Genomic DNA, 22,263 nt, shown 5'->3' with positions numbered 1-22,263 from the left:
CTCATCCAGCACCGACGGATCCGGCCAACATTACCGCCTGCACTGGATGAGGCATCCCAGTGCGTCCCCGCCGAGTCGCGACCCCCGCCCGTCAGAACTCGATCACTCCGCGCAGGTTCTTGCCGGCGTGCATGTCCTCATATCCGGCCGCGATCTCGTCGAGCGAGTACTTGCGGGTCACCATCTCGTCGAGCCGCAGCGAGCCGGAACGGTAGAGGTCGAGCATCGCATTGACGTCCGCCGCCGAGTTGGTCAGTCCGAACACGACACCGATCAGAGACTTCGCCGACAATAGGAAGGGGCTCAGCGGCAGGCGCGGGCGGTCGTCGTCATGGCGGGCGACGGAAGTGAGCACGATCTTGCCGCCCTTGGCCGTCAACTGGTCGGCAGGGGCGAGCATCTCGCCGTCGAGCACGCCGACGGTCAGCACCACGGCGTCGGCCATCACGCCCCGGGTCAGGTCCCGGACCAGAGGCGCCGCCTCCTCCATCGACTCGGCGGTGTGCGTCGCCCCGAACTCGAGCGCCTGCTCGCGCTTGAACGGCTGGGGGTCGACGGCCACGATCCGGGCGGCGCCGGCGATCCGGGCCCCCTGCACCGCGCTCATGCCGACGCCGCCCGCGCCCACCACTACGACGGTCTGGCCGGGGCGCACCTGCGCCGCCCGGACGGTCGACCCGTAGCCCGTGACCACGCCGCAGCTCACGATCGCGGCGCACGCGTCCGGGATGTCGCGCTCGTAAGGCAGCAGCTGCGTCTGCCGGACGACGGTGTGCTCCGCGAACGTGCCCAGCTGCGCGTAGGCACCGATCTTCCGGTCCCCCGACGCGAACGGCGCGCTGCCGTCGGGGCGCAGGCCGGCCAGCACGTCGGCGTTGGCGTCGCACAGGTAGCTGCGTCCGGAGGAGCAGAACCTGCACACGCCGCATGCCGGCGTTGCCAGCAGCATCACCGCGTCACCGACCGTCACCCGGTCGACCCCCTCGCCCGCGGCGACCACCTCACCGGCGCCCTCGTGCCCGCCCACCAGCGGCGCCACGCCGGGGAAGTCGCCGGTCACGTTGTGGTCGTCGCTGTGGCACAGACCCGCGTAGGTCATCTTGACCAGGACCTCCCCGGGGCCTGGCTCGGCGACGTCCACCTCCTCCACGCTCCACGGTTTGCCAGGCTCCCAGAGGACGGCGGCCTTGGTCTTCATGAGCGGCTCCTTGGTCGAGTTGGTCAGCCGGGATGGATCGGGAGATAGGTGGCGTGGCGGTCACCAGCACCCGCGTGCCTTACGATCGGCCGCCCTTTCACACGGCGGAGTGTATCCAGGACTCAGGACGCAATCAATGAGGACCTGGGACGAACCCGCTGGTCCGGGGTCCGTGCATGCCATCGGCGCTGTCGCGGCAAGAGTCCGGAGAGCATCTTCCGGCTTGACGGATCCTGGATACTAGAATTCAATTCGCGTTACCCGCTACGACGGCGGTGAGGTCTCACGAAGGGCTGTGCTGTGACTCAACTTTTTCGCAACGACGCGCTGACGGGCCGGCGGGCCCTCGTGACCGGCGCGAGCCGCGGGATCGGGGCGGCCATCGCGTCGCGGTTCGCCTCGCTGGGCGCTGAAGTGGTTTTGGCCGCCGACGATGCCCCCGGGCTGGAGGACACCAAGAACGCGATCATCGCCGCGGGTGGCTCCGCGACCACCGAGGTCGTCGACCTCACCGACCAGGAGGCGATCGCCGACCTCGCCGGACGGCACGACGACGTGGACACCCTGGTCAACAACGCCGCCCCGGCGCAGCAGCCCTTCCCCCTGCTCGACGCGCCGGACGAACTGTGGGACAAGATGTTCGCGCTCAACTTCTGGGCGCCGCTGCGGCTGATCAAGGCGATCGTGCCGTCGATGATCAAGGCCGGCGGCGGCTGCGTCATCAACATCTCCTCGATCTCGGCCCGCAACCCCGCTCCGCGTGTGGCTCCCTATGCCTCCAGCAAGGCGGCGTTGGAGATCGTCACCCGTGTCGCGGCGATGGAGCTCGGTCCCAACGGGATCCGGATCAACTCGATCGCCCCGTCGATGGTCCGCACGCAGCGGACGCAGGCCATGCTCGACGATCCGGCCTTCGCCGCGTCCGCGGTCGCCCGCGTCCCGATGGGCAGGCTCGCCGAGACCGAGGACGTGGCCGGCGCCGCCGCGTGGCTCGCCTCGGACGCGGCGTCCTTCGTCACCGGCCAGGTCCTCGCCATCGAGGGCGGCTCCTCGGTGGGCACCTACAGCCACGTGCCGCCGAAAGCCCGCTGACGACCGATCCCTCTGCACGAAAGGACGGGACCACGGTCGACATCCCCCGCATCATCTCGGTTGACGATCACGTGATCGAACCTCCCGATCTGTGGACGTCGCGGCTGCCCGCACGCTACGCCGACCGCGCCCCGAAGCTCGTGCGGGTGTTCGGCAGGCCGGAGCCCGCGTGCGGCGGCTACCGCATGGTCGAGGACCCGGATCTGCCGGGTGCGCGGTGGGCCGACGAGTGGCGCTACGACGACCTCCGCTCGGTGATCCCGGCCGGCATGGTCCAGGTCCACGAACTGCGTTCGGAGCACTACCACGAACCCGTCACCTACGACGAGATGGCCCCGGGCGCTTGGATCCAGTCCGAGCGGCTGAAGGACATGGACCTCAACCACGTCGAAGCGGCACTGTGCTTCCCCACGATCTCGCGCTTCTGCGGGCAGGCCTTCCTCGAGCGGGAGGACAAGGACTTCGCGCTCGTGTGCCTGCAGACCTACAACGACTGGATGATCGACGACTGGTGCGCGGGTGAGGGGCGCGGCCGGCTCGTCCCGCTCACGCTCATCCCCCTGTGGGACGCGGAGTTGGCCGCGACGGAAGTGCGTCGCTGCGCGGACAAGGGCTCGAACGCGATCGCGTTCTCCGAATGCGCGCCTTACCTCGGGCTGCCGAGCATCCACTCGGGCTACTGGGACTCGGTCTGGCGCGCGTGCGAAGAGACCGGAACGGTCGTGAACATGCACATCGGCTCGTCCTCGACGTGGCCGAACACCGGGCCCGACTCCCCCGCTCTGGTCCCGAAGTCGCTGAGCTTCCAGAATGCCCAGGCCGCCTTCACCGACTGGCTCGCAGCGAGCAGGAGACCTACCAGCTCATCCGCGGCAACGCCATCGAGTTGTACGACCTTCAGCGCTGGGGGATCACGCGCTGAGCCGGCAGCGGTCGGCCCTGTCCGGCGCGATCCGCCGGACGGGGCCCGTGCGACGCACCGGCGCGTCCACCGCCGCACGGGACAGGATATTTATTCTGGTATCCTGCATCCAAAGACCAGGATCGAGGAGGGATCGTGCCGGACTCCGCCGCCGACCTGCCGGCCGGCCTCGTGGCCAGGCCGCAGACCCGCCTCGCCGATGAGGTGGCGCACGTCCTGCGCGACCTCATCCTGCGCGGACAGCTGGCACCCGGCACCCCCCTGCTGCAGATACAGCTGGCCGAACGCCTGGGCGTCAGCCGTACCCCCCTCCGCGAGGCCTTCCGCACTCTCGAGCGGGACGGGCTGCTGCGGATCTCCAACGGGAACAAGACGGTCGAGGTCATCGAGCTCGATGGCCGACACCTCATCGACACCTACCAGATCCGCGAGGTCATCGATGGCCTCGCCGCGCGCCTCGCCGCGAAGCGGACGCTTCCCGAGGATGCCGTGCAGCAACTCGAACGATGCATCAACCGGATGGAGACCGCCAGCGGACCGAAGCTCGACGCGGCCGAGTACGGTGAGGCCCACGCGGACTTCCACCTGTCGGTGCTCGACGCGTCCGGCAACTCGCGCATGCGCGAGTTCGCCCCGCTGGTGCGGCTCTCCTCCCACATGCTGCTCACCCGATTTCTGCAGCAGCATCTCGAAGGGGACGTCGAGGAGACGCTCCGGCGCGTGATCTGTCTGGGCAACGACAACCACCGCGGCATCTTCACCGCGATTCGCAGCGGTGACGCGGTTGCCGCCGAGGAGGCGGCGACCAGGCACATCCGAAAGACGATGAGGTTCATCTCCAGCATCTCCGTCGACGGTGCACCGGCGAACCGGCAGCCGGCATGAGCGGCACGCAACCCAGGCGGCCGGCCGGGCTTTCCCGAGCCGCCGTGCAGGACCTGGTCGACCGATTCACGGCCGGAGACCGACGCGCGCTGGCCCGTGCGATCAGCCTCATCGAGCGGGAGGGCACGCAGGCCGCCGACGTGCTGGCCGCGCTCCGCGCTGTGGCCGGCCCCCAGCCGCGTCGTGTCGGCCTCACCGGTGCGCCGGGCGCCGGCAAGTCCACCCTCCTCGGCGCCATGATCGGCGCCGCCCGGCGCAACGACCGCACAGTCGGCGTGCTCGCGATAGACCCGAGCTCGCCGTTCTCCGGCGGCGCGCTGCTCGGCGACCGCCTGCGAATGCACGAGCACATCCTCGACACCGGCGTCTTTATCCGCAGCATGGGTGCGCGCGGGCAACTCGGCGGGCTCGCCCCCGGCACCGCGGAGATCGCCTGGACGCTCGGCGCACACGGTTTCGACGAGGTCATGATCGAGACCGTCGGCACAGGGCAGTCGGAACTCGATCTCTCCTTCCTCGCGGACACCACGATCCTCGTACTGAATCCGCATGCCGGCGACGACATCCAGCTTGAAAAGGCGGGTGTGCTCGAGGTGGCAGACATCTACGTCGTCAACAAGGCCGACTTGCCCGGCGCGAAGTCGCTAGTGCGTGAACTGCACAAGATGCTGGCGATCGGAACCCGGACCGCCTGGACCCCCAAGGTCGTCTCGACGGTCGCGAACCGCCCGGACGGCTCGGTCGACGAGCTCTGGGCCGCGGTGGCGGAACACCGACGATTCCTTGACGAGCACCCCACAGGCCGCGCCGAGGACGCCCGAAGGAGCCGCGAGGCCACAGCGGCGCTGGTGGCCGCCCGTGCACACGCGTGGGCGCTGGCCGAGTACGACCAGGACCCCAAGCTCGCCGGCCCGGGCACCGAGCGAGCGCCCCACGTGATCGCAGAGCGCCTTCTCGCACGCGCGGGTCTGAACTAGGGCGCCACTGACCCCGGGCCACCGGCCACCGCTGCCGCAAGGGTCCCGAGTGATATGCCATCACCGGGCGTGACATCACCACCGCCGCGAGGCCGGCCTCGCCGCAGCACTCGAGCTCGATAGTCCGTGCGGCAAGCCGCGGATGCCCCTTCGACATCGCTCCCGCCCGGTGTCTCGCGGTACGAGGGGCCCGCTTCCGCCGATGAGGTACTGCAGGTGATCGCGCAGTACACTGAGGCAGGTGTCACGGAACTCGGCCTCACGCTTGCCTGGCGGACCGCGGACGAGTTCGTGGCGCGGCTGGAATGGTTCGCCGCGGAGGTCATGCCGCACGCAGAACCGTGTGGCCGGCGTGCGTGCTCGGCGGCCCGTCGCGGGCCGCCGAGCGCTGGCGCCGTTCAGCTCTTGAGCGCTGTACTGCCGATCCGGCTCGCGAACCGCCAGCCGTCCGGCGTGCGCCGGTATTCATCGCTGTAGGAGCCGATGAAACTCGGCGGCCCGAGCGGCGCCGGACCGTCGCCCTGGTGGACGACGCGGTAGAACGTGAGGTACACCAGGCCCGTCGCGCGGTCGGCGTCGTGCACGTCGATGGTGATGTTCGTCGACACATGCCGGGACACGACGTCGGTCTGCTGCTGGCGCTTCTCGAAGAAGGCTCGGATCTGGTCGATGCCCTCGAAGCGGCCGGCGGACAGTTCGCAGACACCGTCGTCGGTGAACAGCTCCGCCACCTTCGCCGCCTGGCCGAAGTCCACGAACCGTCCGTAGTCGACGCTCAGCCGCGTGCAGTCCCGTTCGATGAGAAGTCTCTCCATGTCGTTCATCAGATCTCGATGTCCAGCATCAGCGAGGCGTAGCTCTTCCCGGTGCCGTCCACGCGCAGCGAACGGGAGTTGCCCCCGGCCAGCGCCGCGGTGAGGACGAAGTTGAGGCCCTGCAGGTTGGGCAGTTCGTATCGCGTCACGGTGCCCTTGATCACCGGGGCGAACTTGGCCGCCACGACCTCCGCCGTGATCTTCTCCTGCAGCAGCGGCCAGTCGGCCTCGTCGTGAGGGAAGAGGCAGATGTTGGCGAGATCGGTCTTGTCACCTTCCCGCGCGTAGGCGATATCGCGAAGCTTCATGATTCGAGCACCTCCACGTGCAGCGGGACGTTGGACCGGTCGAGCAGGGCGGGGGTGACGCCGATCGCCCGTGCGAGGGTCATCGCGCCCCGGCCGCCGCCGGCCGCGGGCCCGGAGATCGGCAGGTAGTCGCCCTCGTCGAAGATCGTCTGTGCCGCCGCCTTCGAAGCGGTCCTCGCGGCCACGCGCATCCGCACCTCGGCCGGGTAGCCCCGGCTGATCGCGGTGCCGAACAGCGAGCTCATTCCGACGAGGTCGGTGTGCCACTCGAGGATCTCGTCCCCCAGCGCCTTCTCGACGCGGGCCCGGAGCAGCTCGGCCGAGAACTGTGCGCGTTCGACGCAGCCGGGGCCGCCATAGGACATCTCCACGGTGACCTTCCAGCCCAGATCGAGACCGACCAGCACCTTCAGCGTCTCCGGGCGCTCCCGGCCGGACGCACCGGTGACCTCGACCCGGTCCTCCCCGACCTGGCGCACCGCGACCTGGCTGAAGTCGGCCGTGACGTCGGGCGTCAGGTAGGCGGCCGGGTCACCGATCTCATAGCCGATCTGGAGGCGAACGGTCTTCGTGCTGACCAGGCCCCCGGTGCCCGGAGTCTTGCTGACGACGATGCGGCCGTCGTCGACCTCCGCGTACGGGAAGCCGAGCTCCATCATGTCCGGCACGGGGTTGAACGGGGGGTCGGTGAAGTTCCCGCCCGTCACGTGCGTGCCGCACTCGAGCAGGTGGCCCGCAAGGGTGGCGAGTCCGACCTTCTCCCAGTCGTCGAGCTCCCATCCGTTCCGGAAGCAGATCGGGCCGACGTACGGCGACGGGTCGGCCAGCCGTCCGCCGAGGACGAACGTGGCCCCCTGCCGCAGGGCCTCCACGACCGGTTCGGCACCGATGTAGGCGTTGGCAGAGACGATCTTCTCGGTCATCTCCGAGATCCGGCGGTCGTACTCGGGCAGGTAGAGGTCCTGCTTGACCACCTGCTCCATGACGTCGTCGCCGGTGATCACGCCGACCTTCACGCCGCTCACGCCGGCGGCGCGCAGCCCGTCCACCACGGCGGCCCCGGCCCCCTCCGGATTGGCGGCGCCGAAGTTGCCCACCATCGTCCCGCCGGACGCCACGAACGGGGCGAACCCTTCGACGATCTTCGGAAGGCGGACGTCGAAGCCCGCGGCGGGTTTTTCGAGCCGCTGCATGTACCCGGCGTTCGGGTCCTCGAGCTTGCGCAGCTGGTTCAGCGCCATGGACCGCTCGGCCAGGCAGTCGAAGGCCATGTGGTCGACCGCACCGGAGTCGGCGAGGCGCACCGGCCAGTCGATGCGGTCACGTTCGAAAGCGCTGCCGCAACCGATCCGGATCACCGGAGGCCTCCGATCGCGTCCAATGAGGTCAGCGGCTTCGACATGCGAGCCTTCCTTTCGGGCAGAGGCGGCGACTCCGGGCCCGCGGCACGGGTCCCGCTCGCCACGGCGACGCTCGGCACGGCGTCACCTGCGCTCGGCCGGTAGGTCATGTCCCGGCCGACTGAATTGGATACAGGATACAAATACAGTCGCGGACTGTCGAGGCGGCGGCACGTTCAGCCGCGCTGCGCCGCCGCCTGGCGGGCACGGAACTCGGCGACCGTCCGCTCGAACTCCGGAGTGCGCACCTCGGGCGGGAACTCCCCCGGCCGCCCGCGGTCATGGGCGTAGAACTCGAGCAGTGTGCAGCCTTCCGGTCCCGCGATCGAGGGACCGTAGACCGCATCGGGCCGCAGGAGGCGGATCGTGCCCCGCGGATTCTCCTGGCCATCGACGATCATCGATCCCTCCACCACGGCGTCGCAGAAGGCCGACGGGTGGGAGTGGACGGGCAGCTCCGCGTGCGGCGCGAACTGGGTGATGACCAGCACGGGCGCGTCGGGGTCGCCCTGCTCGCCCAGACCGAACAGGGCCTGCCGCAGGTTGAACGGCAGATCCGTGAAGCCGGGGTCCTGCCAGTTGACGCGCCGGATCGGCTCGGTGTCGCTCATCCTTGCTCCTTCGCCAGAACTGGTTTCGAGGGCCTCGCCGCGAGGTGGCTCGCGATGTGCGGATAGGTGAGCACACAGGCCGAGCGCGCCCTGGACGCCGGCCGGCTTCGTCTGGAGCCCGGCGCGGAAGACCGCGGACGACAGCGTCGGCAGGCCGACCCAGGCGGCCCCGGCACGCAGGGCGAGTTCGGCCGCCGTCGGGTTGATCCCGCCGGTGGCGTCGCCGAGTACGAGCCCGCCCAGGAGGTCGAAGCCGGTCGCCGCGCGGGCGAGTTCGGCCCGGCCCGTCGTCTCGGCGAAGTGGTGCCGGTGCACGGCGGCCCGGTAACCCGCGCCGGCGCATCCGCTCGCGAGCCCGATGTCGTTGTCGTGCCTGGGGATCGGATCCGGACCGGCATGGACGTAGCAGTCGACCGCGCCGTCGAGCAGCGCGACCACCTCCGGACCGGGCGAAGCGCTCACCCGGCTACCTGGCCGCCGTCGACCGGAACCGTCGTCCCGGTGATGTACGAGGCCTGGGAGGAGCACAGCCAGACCACGGTGTGCGCCACCTCTTCGACGGCACCGGGCCGTCCCAGCGGAACCGAACGGCGCAGCTCGTCCTCCAGTTCAGGGCGGGCGGCGATCGCCTTCTGCACCATGTCGGTCGCGATCGGACCGGGCGCGACCGCGTTCACTCTGATGCCCGCCTCGGCGAGCTCCATCGACGCGGTCTTGGTCAGGCTGATCAAGCCGGCCTTCGTCGCGGCGTATCCCCCGGTGAGCGGGAAGCCGACGAGACCCGTGGCGGAGGCGGTGACGACGATCGAGCCGCCGCGCCCCTGCTCGATCATCGCGCGGGCGGCGTGCCGCAGGCAGAGCCACGTCCCGGTGAGGTTGACCGAGACCGTGCGGTCCCATGCCTTCTTGTCGATGTCGGTCAGGCGCGCCTGGCCGTGCCCGAGGCCGGCGTTGGCGTGCAGGATGTCGAGCCTGCCGAAGGTCTCCACTGCAACGGCCATCACCGCCGCGACCTGGTCTTCGTCGGCGATGTCGCAGCGGGTGACGGCGGCCTTCCCACCCGCGGCAATGATTTCGTCGGCGACGGGTCGCGCATCGTCGAGATCGGCCAGCACGACACTGGCGCCCGCGCGGGCCAGCGCGAGCGCACTGCCCTCGCCGATGCCGGTGGCGGCGCCGGTGACGACGGCGACGCGGCCGTCGAGGATCAGATCGGACATGGGTGTCACGGCTCCCTTCGAAGACCGCGGCCGGCGCGATGGCCGGACACGGTGGTCCTGGCGTGCAGGTCAGCCGTACGGCCTAGCATAAAATCCAGGATTCAAGAATCCTACCTGCTGCCCTGCGGGCGGCGGTTCGCGGTCTCGTGATCCTCCCTCGGCACGTGACGGCGTCCCCGCGGCCGTGTGCCCAGTGCCCGGCGGATCGACGGCCCAGCGAATGGGAGCAAGATACAGAACTCCCGAGTGGAGAAAACGCTCCGAAGACGCGTTTCAGTGCGACCACGACTCGATTGTCGTGGCCGCACTGAATCCCGTGCCAACGGTTGGCGTCAGCGGGCGTACGTGATGTCCACGTCCTTCTCGAAGCCCGACTCGCGCCACTGGTCGCAGAGTTCGATGTACTCGTAGGGGCCGCCGCCGTACCCGCCGGAGAAGATCGTCGTCCTGTCCTTCTGCCCCTCGTTGTTGAAGTACCCCGGGGTGCATTCCTCTTCGAACTTCTGGCGGTCGACCGCCTTCTCCGCCATGGTGGCGGCCCAGCCGTCCTCAGCCTCCTGGCGGACCTCCATCGTCTCGATGCCCTCGTCCAGGCAGCGCTTGACGAGCGCGGCGACATGCGCGCTCTGCTCGCCGAGGATGTGGGGAACGTTCGTGGTGAGCCCGGCATCCATCTTGTTCCCGACGATGAACATGTTGGGGAAACCGCGAGTGTAGACGCCGTGCAGCGACTTGCAGCCGTCGGCCCACTTGTCCGCGAGGTCGAGCCCGTCCCGGCCGGTCAGCGTGAATTCACCGGCCTGGTAGGTGGGGACGCCGACACGGAAACCGGTGGCGAAGATGATGCAGTCGACCTCGTGGGATTCGCCGCCGAACTCGATGGCGTTCTCGGTGATGCGGTCGACGCCCCGGCCGTCGGTGTCGACGAGGGTGACATTGGGCTGGTTGAACGCCTGGAGAAACTCGTCGCTGAAAAGGGGGCGCTTGCACCACAGGTTGTACCAGGGCTTGAGCGACTCGGCGACCTCCGGATCCGCCACGATCTCCTCGACCCTCGCCCGGATCTGGTTCATCTTCTCGTAGTCGGCGAGCTGCATGATCTCGGCGGGGTCGAGCTCGGCCCCCTCGCCGGCCGCCTCGCGCGCGAGCCGCGCGGCCTTCGCCCACACGTCGGTCCATCTGTCGTTGACGAGGTCCTCTTCCTGCGGCCGGCCGACGAGGATCGACGTGAAGTTCTGCATCCGCTCGCGCTGCCAGCCGGGCTCCAGGCTCGCGAACCACTCCGGGTCCGTGGGACCGTTCGCCCGGACGTCCACGGAGGACGGCGTGCGCTGGAACACGTAGAGGTGCTTCGCGTACTTCGCGATCTGCGGGACGCACTGGATGGCGGTCGCACCGGTGCCGATGACCGCCACCCGCTTGCCCTTCAGCCCCGTGAGGTTCCCGGTCTGGTCGCCGCCGGTGTACTCATAGTCCCACCGGCTCGTGTGGAAGGCCTTCCCCGCGAAGCTCTCGATGCCGGGGATGCCGGGGAGCTTGGCGAGATGCAGGCCGCCGCTGCCGAGCACGATGAACCGCGCCCGCATCACGTCGTCCCGGTCGGTCTCGACGATCCAGCGCGAGAGCCCCTCGTCCCAGTGGATCTTCGTGACCCGCGTCTGGAAGCAGGCGTTGTCATAGAGGTCGAAGTGCTTGCCGAGCATCTGGCAGTACTCGAAGATCTCCTGCCCGCGCGCGTACTTCTCCGTGGGCATGTAGCCCAGCTCTTCGAGCAGCGGCATGTAGATGTACGACTCGACGTCGCAGCGGATGCCCGGGTACCGGTTCCAGTACCAGGTACCGCCGAAGTCCCCGCCCTTCTCGATGACGCGGATGTCGCGCACCCCGGCCTGCCGCAGGCGGGCCGCGGTGATCAACCCGGAAAAGCCGCCGCCGAGGATGATCACTTCCGACTCGTCGGTGATCGGGTCGCGGGTGAAGCCCGGCTCGACGTACGGGTCCTCCGCGTACTCCTTAAACCTCCCGGTGAGGTCGATGTACTGGGAGAGGCCATCTGAGCGCAGCCGCTTGTCGCGTTCCTCGAGGTACTTCTTGCGCAGCGCTTCCGGGTCGAACGTGGGTCCCGGCGCTTGCGTCGTCGGCTCGGTCAAGCTTCCTCCCAATGCACCTGGCAGGGGCGCCACGGGCCAGGCCGACGGCGCTCCAATTGTCCGAAATCCTACATCCAGCATTCAGTTTCCGCCACACGCGGAGACTTCCGGCGGCCATTGACAGCCCCAGGCACCGGATCTACGTTCTTGGATCCAACATCCACCATCGTCTCGGGTCGCCCGAGCAAGCACCGACGAGGAGGCCCTCATGGCCCGGCCGAACCCCTTCGACCTCTCCGGCCAAGTCGCTGTCGTCACGGGAGGTGCCTCCGGGATGGGCCGGGCCATCGCCGTGCGGATGCGCGAAGCCGGCTCCCAGGTGGTCGTGGTCGACAAGAACCCGAACACCAAGCGCATCCTCAAGGAGAAGGGGCCCGGCGACGCGGCCGTGGTGATCGCGGACGTCAGCGAACCGCACGCCCACCAGGACATCCTCCGCCGTGCCGCAGAGCCGTTCGGGACCCCCACCATCCTGGTCAACGACGCCGGCATCTATCCCAACGTCGCCGTCCTGGACGCCACGCCGGAGTTCTTCGACCTGGTGTACGAGACGAACCTGCGCGGGCTCGCCTTGACGTCCATCGCGTTCAGCAAACTGCTGATCGCCGAGGGCGGCGCCGGCTCGATCATCAACATCGCCTCCGTCGACGGCCTCAAGGCCTCGCTGCCCAGCGGGCTCGCGCCCTACGCGGCCACCAAGGCCGGCGTCATGGCGCTGACCCGGCACATGGCGGTCGAACTGGGCCCGCAGGGCATCGCCGTCAACGGGATAGCCCCCGGCACCGTCATGACCGAAGGCGTGCTGACCGGCCTGGGCGGCCGCGAAGCCGCCCTCGAGAAGATGGCGCACCTCGTCGCCCGCAATCCGACGGGCCGGGTCGCGGAGCCGGACGACATCGCCAAGGTCGCGGTGTTCCTGGCCTCCGACGCCGCCAGTTACGTCCGCGGCCAGACCCTTGTCGTGGACGGCGGCGTCACGCTCAACTGAACCGCTGACGCGGCGTCACGCTCGACTGACCGTGACGCCGCGAAATACCGCCGACCAGTCCTCGCCGAGAAGGCGGCCCATGTAGTGACCGCTGCTCCCCCGGCGGGGCCGGTGTCGCCGGACCGGATTTCGACTCCCTGTGCGGCTGCGATCTCGTCGAGGTCGTCCGGCAGGAGGGCACTGTTCGGGGTCAGGTGCGCTACTCCCTTGTGGCGAGCGGCGTCCAGCAGAACGCCTCGCGCCACGACCCCTTTGACATCGACCTGGTCAATGCTGTTGCGCGCTGCGCCGCGGCTGCTCACCGCGCTCCCGGGCACGCCGTTGTACATCAGGTCCTCGTACCAGGCGTGGGACAGCGCGTCCCATTGCGTTCCGCACTGCAGCGGCATGATGATCATGTCGTCGGCGAACCGGAACGGCGTCTGCCAGATGTCGAGCAGCTGCTTCTCGGTGGGGCCGCCGTAGCCCGGGAGGAACTCCGCCATCGTGGCCGCATCGGCGCCGTCCACGGTCATCACGTGGACGGGGTTGCGGCGGAAGTTGTCCTGCGGCCAGATGAGCTCGGCGTTGAAGTCGACGCCCAGCGGGAAGATCGCTCCCTTGCGGACCAGCGACGCCGACTCCACCAGCTTCGCCGACTCGATGAAGTTGAGCGTGCCCAGCTGGTTGTCCTCGCCCCAGCGGCCCCAGTTCCGCAGCTTGTCGCCGACTTTGCGGAATTCCGTCAGCGTCGTCATGATTTGCCCTCACGCGCCCGGCCGGCTCGCACCGGCACGGCCATGCGGTCACGTACAGCGCTTCAGCGGAGAGCGGGTTCAACGTGGCCGCATGGCCGACGTCATCGTTGTCGGCGAGACCGGCGGGGGACTCAATGCCCGCGACCTCGACCGTCGGTGTCTCCTCGACACGGCGAGCAGACACCGGTCAAAGCGACGGCTTGATCTTGAGGATGCCGTCGGTGCCGTCCCAGGTACGGCCGGCCTCGGCGATCCGGTCGAAGAAGTCGCGCAGCCCACCGATCTCGATCAGTTCCACGAGAAGACCCTGCCGCTTCGGATCGGCGAGGTAGCAGAAGTGCACGCGGGGGCCGGCGTCTCCCCACTGCACGAGCTCCAGCCCCTTGTCCTGCTCGGCCTTGAGCGTGGCCTCGTAGTCGTCGACGAAGTAGCCGACATGGTGGAGCGCACCGGGCCCGTGGGGATGCATGTCGCGGTAGGCGCTCGGCGCGTCGTTGCGGAGCTGGACCAGCTCGATCTGGACGCCGCCTGCCTGTGCCAGGGCGGTGGAACTGACGACCGAGGTCTTCTCCCCACGGAAGAAGAGGTTCGTGGTCGCCGACCGCTCAAGATAGAAGAACGGCCCCACGCCGAGGACCTCGTTCCAGTACCTCATCGTGGCCTCGATGTCCTCGACCACGAAACCGAGTTGATCGACGCTTCCCTGCTTGCCCGACCCGGATCCGGTCACAATGCCTCACCGCTCTTCCCGCTTCGTCTGGCGGATGCCCGCCGATATGGAATCCGGTACCGACCGCGCCGGGGGGGCGGGCGCGACCGGTACCGGCGCTTCTCTCACTCGGAGACGGTCGACCAGTCGATCGTGGTCCGGTAGTCCCGCTCACCGGACGCGATGTCCGCGGGGACCTCGTGCTGGAAGAGCTTCGCCGCGTTCCGCCAGGTGATCTTCTCGGCCTCGTCCTTCGGGATGTCCTTCAGCAGCTCCGCCAGCACCGGCTGGCTCTTGGGCCAGCTACCGTCCGCGTGGGGGTAGTCCACCTCGATGGTGATCTTGTCCAGGCCGATGCGGTCCCGCAGTTGGAGGGCCGACGGGTCGTCGAACGTGCAGAACCAGAAGTTCCGCGCGAACACCTCGGCCGGCGTGTACTTGGTGTCCCGCCACCGGTCGAAGGTCGACGCCATGCCGGCGTGCGTCTGGATGTACTCGAGCCGGTCGAACATCATCGCGACCCAGCCGATGCCGCCCTCGGCGAGGCTGATCTTCAGGCCCGGGAACTTCGACGGGACGCCCGAGTAGAGCCAGCTCATCCCCGACAGTAGCGCGTACGCCGGGAAGAGCGCGACGAAGACGTCACGGCCGAGGTCGTCGTCCACGTCGTTCAGCATCCCGGACGAGCCGGTGTGCAGCGCGATGACGGTCCCGGTCTCCTCGCACGCCCTGAAGATCGGGTCGTAGTGTCCGCTGGCCAGGCTCGGCAGGCCCAGCTTCGACGGCACCTCGGGGAAGCTCAGGGCCCGCACGCCGCGGGCGGCGTTGCGGTAGACCTCCTGGGCGCCCAGCTCGCCGTCCAGCAGCCACGGCACCTGGAGGCCGATGATCCGGTCCGGGTGCGGAGACATCCACTCCTCGTAGTACCAGTCGTTCCAGGCCTTCGCGCAGGCCAGGCCGAGCTCCCGATCCTTCAGCTCGGCGAAACGCGCGCCGCCGAATCCGGCGACCTTCGACGGGAAGCACAGGGAGGCGTAGACACCGTTGAGGTCCATGTCGTGAATGCGCGCCTCGATGTCGAAGCAGCCTCGGCGCAGCTCTTCGAAGTTGGTGGGCTCGTCGTCCCACTCCTCCGGCGGGCGGCCGGCGACCGCGTTGAGCCCCATGTTGTGGAGTATCTGGTCCTCGACCTTCCAGGCCTCGACACCGTCCACGGTGATGATCTTTGGGCCGCGGTCGCCGAACTTCGACGGGATGCGGCCCTCGAACATGTTCGCGGGCTCGATCAGGTGATCGTCGGTGGAGATCACCAGGTGATGGAGCTTCTTCTCGGGGATCGGCTCCGGCAGGAAGGTGACGGAACGTTCAGGTGCAACGGTCATGACAAACCTTCTCCCACGACGGGTTCGACTCTTGATTCGGGCGTGCGGCGCCGGTACCGGCCGCCGCCCTCCCGATCAGCCGGTCTCGGCCGTCTCCTTCTTGTAGTTCTCGGCGACCTCGATCAGCGCGAGCATCGCCTCGGTCGCGAGCGGCATGCCCGCGTAGTTGGCCATTTGAAGGATCACCTCAGCGATCTCCTCTGGCGTATTGCCATTGCGGAGCGCACCCCGGATGTGGAACCGCAGCTCCCGCTCAACGCCCATCGCCGCGAGCATCGCCACGTTCACCAGGCAGCGTGTCTTGAGGTCAAGCTGCGGCCGGGCCCACACGTCCCAGGTGCGCTCGCCGCTCCACGCCAGCATCGGCTTGGCCAGCGGGGAATCCATCAAGGCCTGCACGGCGGGCGTGCGCTCCTGCAAGCCGCCGAGCACCTTCTCCCGGACCGCCCGGCGGGCGTCTGCGTCACTCACTTGCACTCCCGAATCCTGGATCCATGTTGGATCAGTATAAGTACGACCCAATGCCGACGCAATGGCCGCCCAACACTGCCTTCATCAGCAGAGTCCGCCCGCGGTGGTTCGGCTCCCCGCCGCACCCGGCGCGCCAGGGGTCAGACCCAGCGATCGTCGTCGAGCGGCAGGATCGGGTCGTCGGGCCGCCGCCGGGCGTCGAGACCCCCATCGACGAAGACGACCTGGCCGGTGACGAACCGGGCACGTCCTTCGGCGAAGTACGCCACCGGATCCGCCGCCTCGTCCGCCTCAGCGATCCGGTTCATGGGCGAGGGTGCGGCCTTCAGCAGGCGCTGCTCCCCCTCGGGGGTCGCGAAGTCCACGTCGGTCGTCGGCGTCTTCGTCACGCCGGGCGCGACGACGTTGATCGTGATGCCCGCGCCGGTCCATTCGGTCTGCCAGGCGAGCCGCCGGGCCATCGGGCCCAACGCGGACTTGGACGTCGCGTAGGCGGGACGCTGAGCGAACGGGCCATCGGCACGCGGATCCGCGGCCACCGCCTCCAGAGCACCGGGCTCGTCCATTTCCAGGCACGCTTTCAGCGCGCCGGGAACGCCCCAGGGGCGCAGCATCCCCGAAGAGGAGACGAGGGCCACGCCCGGCCGGTCGCCGCGGCTGAGCGCCTTCCTGAGCGCGAGCAGGGGTTCGAAGGCACCGAAGAAGTTCACTGCGATGATCTTGCGTTCGTCGCCGCTGTTGCGGGACAGCCCCGCGCAGGCCGCGTGACCGTCGACGACACCGCCGGCCAGATCGAGGATCTCCGACACGGCGCGTGCGCGCCCTCCGGGTTCGGAGAGATCGGCGTTGGCCTCGCAGTCGGCGAGGCCGACCCCGATGACGCGATGCCCGCCCGCCTTCCACCGCTCAGCGGTGGATGCACCGATTCCGGTCGCGGCACCGGTCACGACGATCGTTTCCATCGAATGCGCCTCGATGCCCCAGGACGAGGGGAAGAGTCCATTCAGGACGCCCGCGTCGCATACCGGTGGCCGATGACCGCACCGAAGCCGGCAAGGTCCACGCCGAGCTCGTCCTCGAAGACACCCAGGTCGTAGTAGTCACGCCAGCCGGCGACACGGTCGTCGCGCACCGTGAAGACGCTCGCGACCCGCATCAGGAACACGTCGCCCTTGGGGAAGAGCCCCGGCGGGAAGCTGTAGGAATCGACGCGCTCGTGCATGACGACGTCGTCGTTCTCCAGCTGGTTCACTATGTCGAACCTCTCGGCCTTGCCGACCGCGTAGAGCGCCTCGAGCCGGCTCCGGACCGCCTCCCGGCCGGTGACGATCTGGGCCGGAGGCTTCATGGGGACGTTCTCGAACACGATGTCCTCGGTGGCGAGATCGTCGAAGGCGTGCGCCAGGTCCCCGTCGCGCATCGCCCGAGTGAACTCGCGGACTACGTCGCCTGCTGATCGCGGCATGAACTCCTCCTCGATGACCGGCATGGTGGGCGGCGTCGCCGTTATGCGGCGCTGTGCACGGGCGCCGCAATGGGTTGCACGCTGAGGAGCTCGGCTCCGTCGGTGTCGGCCGCACTGATCGAGATGCTGTGGCCCGCGTCGACGTAAATCATCTGTCCGGCGCGCACCTCGCGCTCGTCCACGACCGCCGCGCCGGAGACCGCTAGAAAGAACAGGCCGTGCTCGCTGCGTTCCCACATCACCGGGGTCGTGGAGCGGAGATCAACCACCGCGACCGGCGGCCGGTCGCGTGCCTTCGGGCGCAGCGAACCGGTCGTGATCAGCCGCGCGGTGACGCGGACCACGGCCAGCGCGGCCACGCCGGCCAGCGCGAAGAGCAGCAGGCGCAGGGTGGGCGTCCAGGGCCAGCTCGAACCGGACGAGCCGAGGTCGGCGGAACGGTACTCCAGAATCTTGCTGGTCCACCGGGCCGTGGGCCTGTCGAACGTGCGGGCCATGGAGCGGAGCACCGGGTCGAACGCGAAGCCCGGCCGCCGGTGCGGGTACTCCAGCGGGACGCCGGCGCGGCGGGCGGCGGCCGCGATGCCGGGGTCGCGGTTCGCCGCGGCGGCGGCGCCGGGGACCATCAGCCGGTCGACGTCGTCGACCGCGCCGGCGAGGCGTTCGCGCGGAACGAAGGTCAGCCCGTGCCGTGAGCGCACGGTGGCCGTGGCCGCGATCGCGACCGTCCGGGCGGCCTTGACCTCGGCGTACGGGCTGAACACCGAGGCGAGTTCCAGTTCCCCGACACCGCCGGTGAGCACGACGCCGACCGTGCTGGTGTTCGAGCGGAACCCGAGGTTGAGCAGGTGCACGATCGCGTTGGACGGGGACAGCCGCGATTCGGGCATCCTCGCCGGAGTGCCGGGAGAGTACCGGCCCCAGCCGGCGGCCCGGGCGGCCGCGGCGGCGGTGCCGGTGCCGGCGAACCGCTCGATCACCCGCAGCGTCCCGTCCACCGAGGACAGCAGTCCGCCCGTGGTGATCACGTTCCCCTCGTCGAGGTAGCGGACCCCGCGCCGCCAGTGCACCGCCGGATGCGCGTCCTCCAGGCCGGAGAGCCGGTACCAGTGCGTGGTGGCCTCGCGGCCGTCGAGCAGACCGGCGTCGGCGACCAGCCGCGCTCCGGTGCACACGCCCAGCACCAGCCCGCGGCTCCCGGTGCTCCGCAGCCATCCGATGACGCGGCGATCGCTGTCCTTGTCGGACGGCATCTCCGGCACGACGGTCACGTCCGGCGCCCTGCCGCCCAGCCGCCCGCTCAGTTGCGCGAAGTCCAGGTCCGGGACCAGGTCCAGCCCTCCGAGCAGCGGCACGGGCCGGCGTTCGGGGGCGACCGTGTAGACGTTGAACCTCCCCGTGCTCGCCAGAAGGCCGTAGGGGACGAGCGTGTCGGCCACGTTGGCGCCCGCGTTGCCGACCACGACCGCCACGGTGGGCTTGCCCGGAGCATGCACGGGCGGAGCCACGGCCGGCGGACGCCCGGCCTCGGGCGGCGCGTACCGGTAGGAGGCGAAGCCTCGTGAGCCGATGAAGAACTCCACGCCCGGGACGACGAACAGGGCCGCGAGGACGACCAGCCCGCGGCCCAGGACCCGCACGACCCGTTCCTTTCTCAGCCGAGACATGACGGACAGTCGCATCGACCCACCCCCAGGCCGGCATCCGCGAACGGCCGGTGCCTTCCGCGTGTGACCTCACCATCGAAGGCCGATTCGCGGGCGGCAACGAAAAATGGTGACGATGTCCGGAATCTTGGTACGCCCGTCCTTGCGGCATAGGGTCCTGAGGGTGGACGAACGGCTGATGGTGGTCGTCGGATACGACCGGGCGCAGTTGCTCGACATCGCCTGCGTGACATCGACGCTGAACGAGGCGAACTGGGGCGCCGCCCCGCCTTACCGGGTGCTCCTGGCCACCCCGGGCGGGCGGGCGATCACCTGCACCGACGGGATGACGCTGCACGGGCAGGAAGCGCTCGAACGGCTCAAGGGACCGCTGGACACGCTGATCGTGTCGGGCGGGCTGGGCTACCACGAGGCCGCGGCCGATCCCCGGTTCGTCGGCCATGTGCGCCGGCTGGCCAAGGAGAGCCGGCGGGTCGCGTCGGTGTGCACCGGTTCCGCCGTGCTGGCCGCGGCCGGCCTGCTCGACGGCAGGCGCGCCGCCACCCACTGGATGTGGGCCGACAAGATCGCCGCACGGTACCCGAAGGTCACCTTCGACCCCGGCCCGATCTACATCCGCGAAGGCAACATCACCACCTCGGCCGGCGTCACCAGCGCACTCGACCTGACGCTCTCCTTCATCCAGGACGACCACGGGCCCGAGCTGGCACGCGGCGTGGCGCAGCTGGTCGTGACCTACCTGCAGCGGCCGGGCGACCAGGCGCAGATGAGCATGTTCGTCGCCGCCGCGGCGCACCGCGAGCACGGTGCCGTCCAGCAGATCACCGACCATGTCGCCCGCAACCTCGACGGCGACCTGAGCACCGCCGCCCTGGCCCGGCTCGCGGGCGTGAGCGAGCGGCACCTCACCCGGCTGTTCCTCCAGCACCTCGCGCACACGCCGGGACGCTACGTACGCCAGGCCCGCACCGAAGCGGCCGCCCACCTGCTGGCGACGACGACGCATCCGATCGCGAGCGTGGCACGGCGCTGCGGGTTCCGGTCGCCCGAGACGCTCCGCAAGGCCTTCGTCGACCAGTACGGCACCGCCCCATCGCGCTACCGCGCCACCCACTCGACGCGGCAGCGGACGAAGGTCTGGCCTCCGACTCTGATCGTCCCGGGCGGGCCGTAGCCCGGGTCGAGGTCCAGCAGCAGTTCCCGCGCCTGCCCCGCGGTCTCCGGGTCCGCTTCTGCGATGGTTCGCAGGTATACGGCTCGGGCGTCGTCGATTCTGCCGGGATCGATTTTGATGAGGCGCCGGTGGGCGCGCCACGCGGTGTCGCCCTGGAAAGGCGGCTCCATGGCTTGCAAGAGCAATCGGCACGCGTCCTCGGTCCGGCCTTGCCTGGCTTGACGCCTCGGCGGTCTGGTGATCGACCAGATGTTGGAGCGGGTCGAGGCCCGCGATCTGATCGCGGTGTCGCGCACACCGGGCACGCACGAGCGGCTGCGACGGCTCGGTGTGTCAGTCCGGTACGGCGATTTTCTCCCGTCCGGAACGTCCGTGTGATGCCGGGAAGTGCCGGCTCCCGGACGAGCAGGCCCTTCACCGCGGGCCGGGCCCGCCGCTTGCCTTTGACGTGCGGGTCAGGGGTTAGCGTCACCGCGCCGTGGCCGGCGCCGTGAGGGGCGCGGGCCGTCCGATCCAAGGAGCATCGCCATGCCGACGCCGCCGGAATCCGTCCGCGAGATCCGTGTCGCCGCCCTGCCCGACGGCCTGCCGAGGCCGGAGCACTTCACGATCGCGCGCACGCCGCCGCCGGTGCCCGGCGACGGCGACGTCCTCGTCCGGAACCGGTTCTTCCATGTCTTCCCGGCGCTGCGGACGCTCCTCGGCGGAGGCGTCCCCGGGGCGCCCTTCCCGCCGCTGCGCCCGGGGGACGTCCTGTTCGGGGCGGCGATCGGCGAGGTCGTCTCGGCGCCGCCGGGCACCGGCCCGCGGCCGGGCGACCTCGTCCGGCACTTCCTCGGATGGCGCGAGTACGCGGCCGTCCCCGCCGCGCAGTGCACGCCGGTGGACGATGCGCTGCCCGACCCCGTCGTGCACCTCGGGTCGGCCGCGATCGCCTACACGGCACTGACCAGGGACGCGCGCGTCCGCCCGGGCGACACCGTGTTCGTCACCGGCGGCGCGGGAGGCGTCGGCTCGATGGCGGGCCAGATCGCCCGGCTGCTCGGTGCGGGACGGGTCCTCGGCAGCACCGGCTCCCCCGCGAAGGCGCAGCGCCTGGTCGCCGAGCTGGGGTACGACGCGGCCGTGATCCGCGACGCCGGTGCGGGCGCCGGGCCCATCGCCGAGCAGCTCGCCGAGGCCGCCCCGGACGGTATCGACGTCCTGGTCGACAACGTCGGCGGCGAGCAGCTCCAGGCCGCCGTCGGGGCCGCCCGCACCGGCGCGCGCTTCGTGCTCGTCGGCACCCTCGCGGGGCAGCTGGCGCCCGGCCTGCCCGGCACCACCGGACCCGCCGAGATCGACACCTTCCAGCTGATCACCAGACGGATCGCGATGCGCGGCTTCGGGGGCCTCGACGACGACGGGCAGGGGCGTCCCGGCTGGGTCGAGCGCGTCGGCGGGTGGCTGCGGTCCGGCGAGCTGACGTTCCCGCATGTGCGGTTCGCGGGCATCGAAAGCGCGCCGCGGGCGTTGCAGGAGGTGATCGACGGGCGCCATCTCGGCGCGGTCGTCGTGGAGCTGTAGCCGGACGAGGTGGGAGGGCGGATGCGGATCGGTGACGCCGCCGCGGCGGCCGGGACGACCCCGCGGGCGCTGAGGTTCTACGAGCAGCGGGGACTGCTCCCCCCGCCGCCGCGCACGGCCGCGGGGCAGCGCGAGTACGGGCCCCGGGAGGTGAATCGGGTGCGCATCATCCGGGAGCTGCTGGCCCTCGGCCTGACCGTCGAGGACGTCCGGATGTGCGCGGACCGCCTCCACCTCCTGGAGGGCGACGCCCTCCCCGGCTACGGCGAGGCGGGCTGCCCGCGGACGACCGGGGTGGCCCGGCGCCGCCTGGAGGCTCTGGACGCGGAGATCGAGCGGCTGGTCCGGCTGCGCGACGACCTCGCCGCGCGGCTGGGCGTCCCGCCCCTGCGGGGCGAGCCCGCCCCGTCCCGCTGAGCGCCGCGATGTCGCGGCGGCGCGGGCCGCGGGCATCGGCGCGCTCGCCGCGCCGCCGCCGGCGCCGAGCAGCTCAGGCACGTCGCCGGAGTCCTTCGGGTCTTAGGAG

22 protein-coding genes and 1 pseudogene are annotated in these 22,263 nt (G+C 70.0%); 9 read left to right on the top strand and 14 right to left on the bottom strand.

Translation table 11 applies throughout. The features are described from left to right. Nucleotides 1-91: 91 nt before the first annotated feature. Nucleotides 92-1,198: an NDMA-dependent alcohol dehydrogenase gene (locus F8568_RS05570; RefSeq protein ID WP_151592038.1), complete on the bottom strand. Its 1,107-nt coding sequence runs from the start codon at nt 1,196-1,198 to the stop codon at nt 92-94. A 300-nt stretch (nt 1,199-1,498) separates the two neighbouring features. Here F8568_RS05570 and F8568_RS05565 point away from each other — a divergent pair, with 300 nt between their 5' ends. From F8568_RS05565 to meaB, 4 genes and pseudogenes are all read left to right on the top strand, one after another. Beyond that, complete coding sequence (locus tag F8568_RS05565; protein ID WP_151592036.1) at nt 1,499-2,290, top strand: SDR family NAD(P)-dependent oxidoreductase; 792 nt, start codon at nt 1,499-1,501, stop codon at nt 2,288-2,290. 185 nt (nt 2,291-2,475) lie between these two features. Further along, nucleotides 2,476-3,060: pseudogene (locus F8568_RS50940) on the top strand (amidohydrolase family protein); the annotation flags it as partial. A gap of 287 nt (nt 3,061-3,347) precedes the next feature. Next, complete coding sequence (locus F8568_RS05555) at nt 3,348-4,097, top strand: GntR family transcriptional regulator (RefSeq protein WP_151592034.1); 750 nt, start codon at nt 3,348-3,350, stop codon at nt 4,095-4,097. Next, on the top strand, nt 4,094-5,074 hold the full coding sequence (gene meaB / locus F8568_RS05550) for a methylmalonyl Co-A mutase-associated GTPase MeaB (protein ID WP_151592032.1): 981 nt from the start codon (nt 4,094-4,096) through the stop codon (nt 5,072-5,074). The genes F8568_RS05555 and meaB overlap by 4 nt, the downstream gene beginning before the upstream one ends. A 398-nt stretch (nt 5,075-5,472) precedes the next feature. On the opposite strand, the gene F8568_RS05545 is transcribed toward meaB, so the two are convergent. The 6 genes from F8568_RS05545 to F8568_RS05520 all read right to left on the bottom strand — a co-directional run bounded on the left by F8568_RS05545 (nt 5,473) and on the right by F8568_RS05520 (nt 11,578). After that, nucleotides 5,473-5,889: a nuclear transport factor 2 family protein gene (locus F8568_RS05545; protein ID WP_160573514.1), complete on the bottom strand. Its 417-nt coding sequence runs from the start codon at nt 5,887-5,889 to the stop codon at nt 5,473-5,475. A gap of 8 nt (nt 5,890-5,897) precedes the next feature. Further along, nucleotides 5,898-6,197: an AtuA-related protein gene (locus F8568_RS05540; RefSeq protein WP_151592028.1), complete on the bottom strand. Its 300-nt coding sequence runs from the start codon at nt 6,195-6,197 to the stop codon at nt 5,898-5,900. Beyond that, nucleotides 6,194-7,555 carry an acyclic terpene utilization AtuA family protein gene (locus F8568_RS05535; RefSeq protein WP_151592026.1) on the bottom strand — a complete coding sequence of 454 codons (1,362 nt, stop codon included), beginning with the start codon at nt 7,553-7,555 and terminating at the stop codon, nt 6,194-6,196. Before F8568_RS05535 ends, F8568_RS05540 begins: the two co-directional genes overlap by 4 nt. 218 nt (nt 7,556-7,773) lie before the next feature. Further along, a complete protein-coding gene (locus tag F8568_RS05530; RefSeq protein WP_151592024.1) occupies nt 7,774-8,670 on the bottom strand; it encodes a DUF6282 family protein in 897 nt (298 codons plus the stop codon). Beyond that, the gene (locus tag F8568_RS05525) at nt 8,667-9,428 is read right to left on the bottom strand and encodes an SDR family NAD(P)-dependent oxidoreductase (protein WP_151592022.1); all 762 of its coding nucleotides are present in this window, start codon (nt 9,426-9,428) and stop codon (nt 8,667-8,669) included. The genes F8568_RS05530 and F8568_RS05525 overlap by 4 nt, the downstream gene beginning before the upstream one ends. A gap of 332 nt (nt 9,429-9,760) precedes the next feature. Further along, a complete protein-coding gene (locus tag F8568_RS05520; RefSeq protein WP_202124520.1) occupies nt 9,761-11,578 on the bottom strand; it encodes a flavin-containing monooxygenase in 1,818 nt (605 codons plus the stop codon). A gap of 208 nt (nt 11,579-11,786) precedes the next feature. Here F8568_RS05520 and F8568_RS05515 point away from each other — a divergent pair, with 208 nt between their 5' ends. Next, a complete protein-coding gene (locus F8568_RS05515) occupies nt 11,787-12,566 on the top strand; it encodes an SDR family NAD(P)-dependent oxidoreductase (protein WP_151592018.1) in 780 nt (259 codons plus the stop codon). On the opposite strand, the gene F8568_RS05510 is transcribed toward F8568_RS05515, so the two are convergent. The 7 genes from F8568_RS05510 to F8568_RS05480 all read right to left on the bottom strand — a co-directional run bounded on the left by F8568_RS05510 (nt 12,515) and on the right by F8568_RS05480 (nt 18,970). Beyond that, a complete protein-coding gene (locus F8568_RS05510) occupies nt 12,515-13,303 on the bottom strand; it encodes a cyclase family protein (protein ID WP_151592016.1) in 789 nt (262 codons plus the stop codon). The two genes, F8568_RS05515 and F8568_RS05510, sit on opposite strands and share 52 nt — an antisense overlap. A gap of 187 nt (nt 13,304-13,490) precedes the next feature. After that, on the bottom strand, nt 13,491-14,033 hold the full coding sequence (locus F8568_RS05505) for a VOC family protein (RefSeq protein WP_151592014.1): 543 nt from the start codon (nt 14,031-14,033) through the stop codon (nt 13,491-13,493). Between the two features lie 104 nt (nt 14,034-14,137). Continuing rightward, nucleotides 14,138-15,394, bottom strand: a complete 1,257-nt coding sequence (locus tag F8568_RS05500) for an amidohydrolase family protein (protein ID WP_151592012.1) — start codon at nt 15,392-15,394, stop codon at nt 14,138-14,140. Nucleotides 15,395-15,469: 75 nt separating this feature from the next. Then, nucleotides 15,470-15,865 carry a carboxymuconolactone decarboxylase family protein gene (locus F8568_RS47815; protein ID WP_202124519.1) on the bottom strand — a complete coding sequence of 132 codons (396 nt, stop codon included), beginning with the start codon at nt 15,863-15,865 and terminating at the stop codon, nt 15,470-15,472. A 140-nt stretch (nt 15,866-16,005) separates the two neighbouring features. Next, entirely contained in the window at nt 16,006-16,827 is an 822-nt protein-coding gene (locus F8568_RS05490) for an SDR family oxidoreductase (RefSeq protein WP_151592010.1), read from the bottom strand. A gap of 41 nt (nt 16,828-16,868) precedes the next feature. Continuing rightward, on the bottom strand, nt 16,869-17,330 hold the full coding sequence (locus F8568_RS05485; RefSeq protein WP_160573513.1) for a nuclear transport factor 2 family protein: 462 nt from the start codon (nt 17,328-17,330) through the stop codon (nt 16,869-16,871). Between the two features lie 41 nt (nt 17,331-17,371). Continuing rightward, nucleotides 17,372-18,970 carry a DJ-1/PfpI family protein gene (locus F8568_RS05480; protein WP_160573512.1) on the bottom strand — a complete coding sequence of 533 codons (1,599 nt, stop codon included), beginning with the start codon at nt 18,968-18,970 and terminating at the stop codon, nt 17,372-17,374. 190 nt (nt 18,971-19,160) lie between these two features. Between F8568_RS05480 and F8568_RS05475 the strand changes: the two genes are divergently transcribed. The 4 genes from F8568_RS05475 (at nt 19,161) to F8568_RS05460 (ending at nt 22,154) form a co-directional block, all read left to right on the top strand. Further along, nucleotides 19,161-20,171 carry a GlxA family transcriptional regulator gene (locus F8568_RS05475; RefSeq protein ID WP_328600731.1) on the top strand — a complete coding sequence of 337 codons (1,011 nt, stop codon included), beginning with the start codon at nt 19,161-19,163 and terminating at the stop codon, nt 20,169-20,171. A 237-nt stretch (nt 20,172-20,408) separates the two neighbouring features. Next, nucleotides 20,409-20,549: a hypothetical protein gene (locus F8568_RS05470; RefSeq protein WP_160573511.1), complete on the top strand. Its 141-nt coding sequence runs from the start codon at nt 20,409-20,411 to the stop codon at nt 20,547-20,549. Between the two features lie 150 nt (nt 20,550-20,699). Then, nucleotides 20,700-21,737 carry an MDR family NADP-dependent oxidoreductase gene (locus F8568_RS05465; protein WP_151592004.1) on the top strand — a complete coding sequence of 346 codons (1,038 nt, stop codon included), beginning with the start codon at nt 20,700-20,702 and terminating at the stop codon, nt 21,735-21,737. A gap of 21 nt (nt 21,738-21,758) precedes the next feature. Beyond that, the gene (locus F8568_RS05460) at nt 21,759-22,154 is read left to right on the top strand and encodes a MerR family transcriptional regulator (protein WP_151592002.1); all 396 of its coding nucleotides are present in this window, start codon (nt 21,759-21,761) and stop codon (nt 22,152-22,154) included. Nucleotides 22,155-22,263: the final 109 nt, after the last annotated feature.

It is taken from the genome of Actinomadura physcomitrii (assembly GCF_008923205.2).
GTDB classification, from domain to species: domain Bacteria; phylum Actinomycetota; class Actinomycetes; order Streptosporangiales; family Streptosporangiaceae; genus Spirillospora; species Spirillospora physcomitrii.
The sequence above is the reverse complement of the archived record's forward strand: the minus strand, read 5'-3'. Positions and strand labels throughout refer to the sequence as shown.

Excerpts from the sequence above, each read along its gene's own strand:
- F8568_RS05570 (WP_151592038.1), bottom strand. The coding sequence starts at position 1,198 with ATGAAGACCAAGGCCGCCGTCCTCTGGGAGCCTGGCAAACCGTGGAGC.
- meaB (WP_151592032.1), top strand. The coding sequence starts at position 4,094 with ATGAGCGGCACGCAACCCAGGCGGCCGGCCGGGCTTTCCCGAGCCGCC.
- F8568_RS05545 (WP_160573514.1), bottom strand. The coding sequence starts at position 5,889 with ATGGAGAGACTTCTCATCGAACGGGACTGCACGCGGCTGAGCGTCGAC.
- F8568_RS05540 (WP_151592028.1), bottom strand. The coding sequence starts at position 6,197 with ATGAAGCTTCGCGATATCGCCTACGCGCGGGAAGGTGACAAGACCGAT.
- F8568_RS05525 (WP_151592022.1), bottom strand. The coding sequence starts at position 9,428 with ATGTCCGATCTGATCCTCGACGGCCGCGTCGCCGTCGTCACCGGCGCC.
- F8568_RS05515 (WP_151592018.1), top strand. The coding sequence starts at position 11,787 with ATGGCCCGGCCGAACCCCTTCGACCTCTCCGGCCAAGTCGCTGTCGTC.
- F8568_RS05510 (WP_151592016.1), bottom strand. The coding sequence starts at position 13,303 with ATGACGACGCTGACGGAATTCCGCAAAGTCGGCGACAAGCTGCGGAAC.
- F8568_RS05500 (WP_151592012.1), bottom strand. The coding sequence starts at position 15,394 with ATGACCGTTGCACCTGAACGTTCCGTCACCTTCCTGCCGGAGCCGATC.
- F8568_RS05490 (WP_151592010.1), bottom strand. The coding sequence starts at position 16,827 with ATGGAAACGATCGTCGTGACCGGTGCCGCGACCGGAATCGGTGCATCC.
- F8568_RS05485 (WP_160573513.1), bottom strand. The coding sequence starts at position 17,330 with ATGCCGCGATCAGCAGGCGACGTAGTCCGCGAGTTCACTCGGGCGATG.
- F8568_RS05465 (WP_151592004.1), top strand. The coding sequence starts at position 20,700 with ATGCCGACGCCGCCGGAATCCGTCCGCGAGATCCGTGTCGCCGCCCTG.
- F8568_RS05460 (WP_151592002.1), top strand. The coding sequence starts at position 21,759 with ATGCGGATCGGTGACGCCGCCGCGGCGGCCGGGACGACCCCGCGGGCG.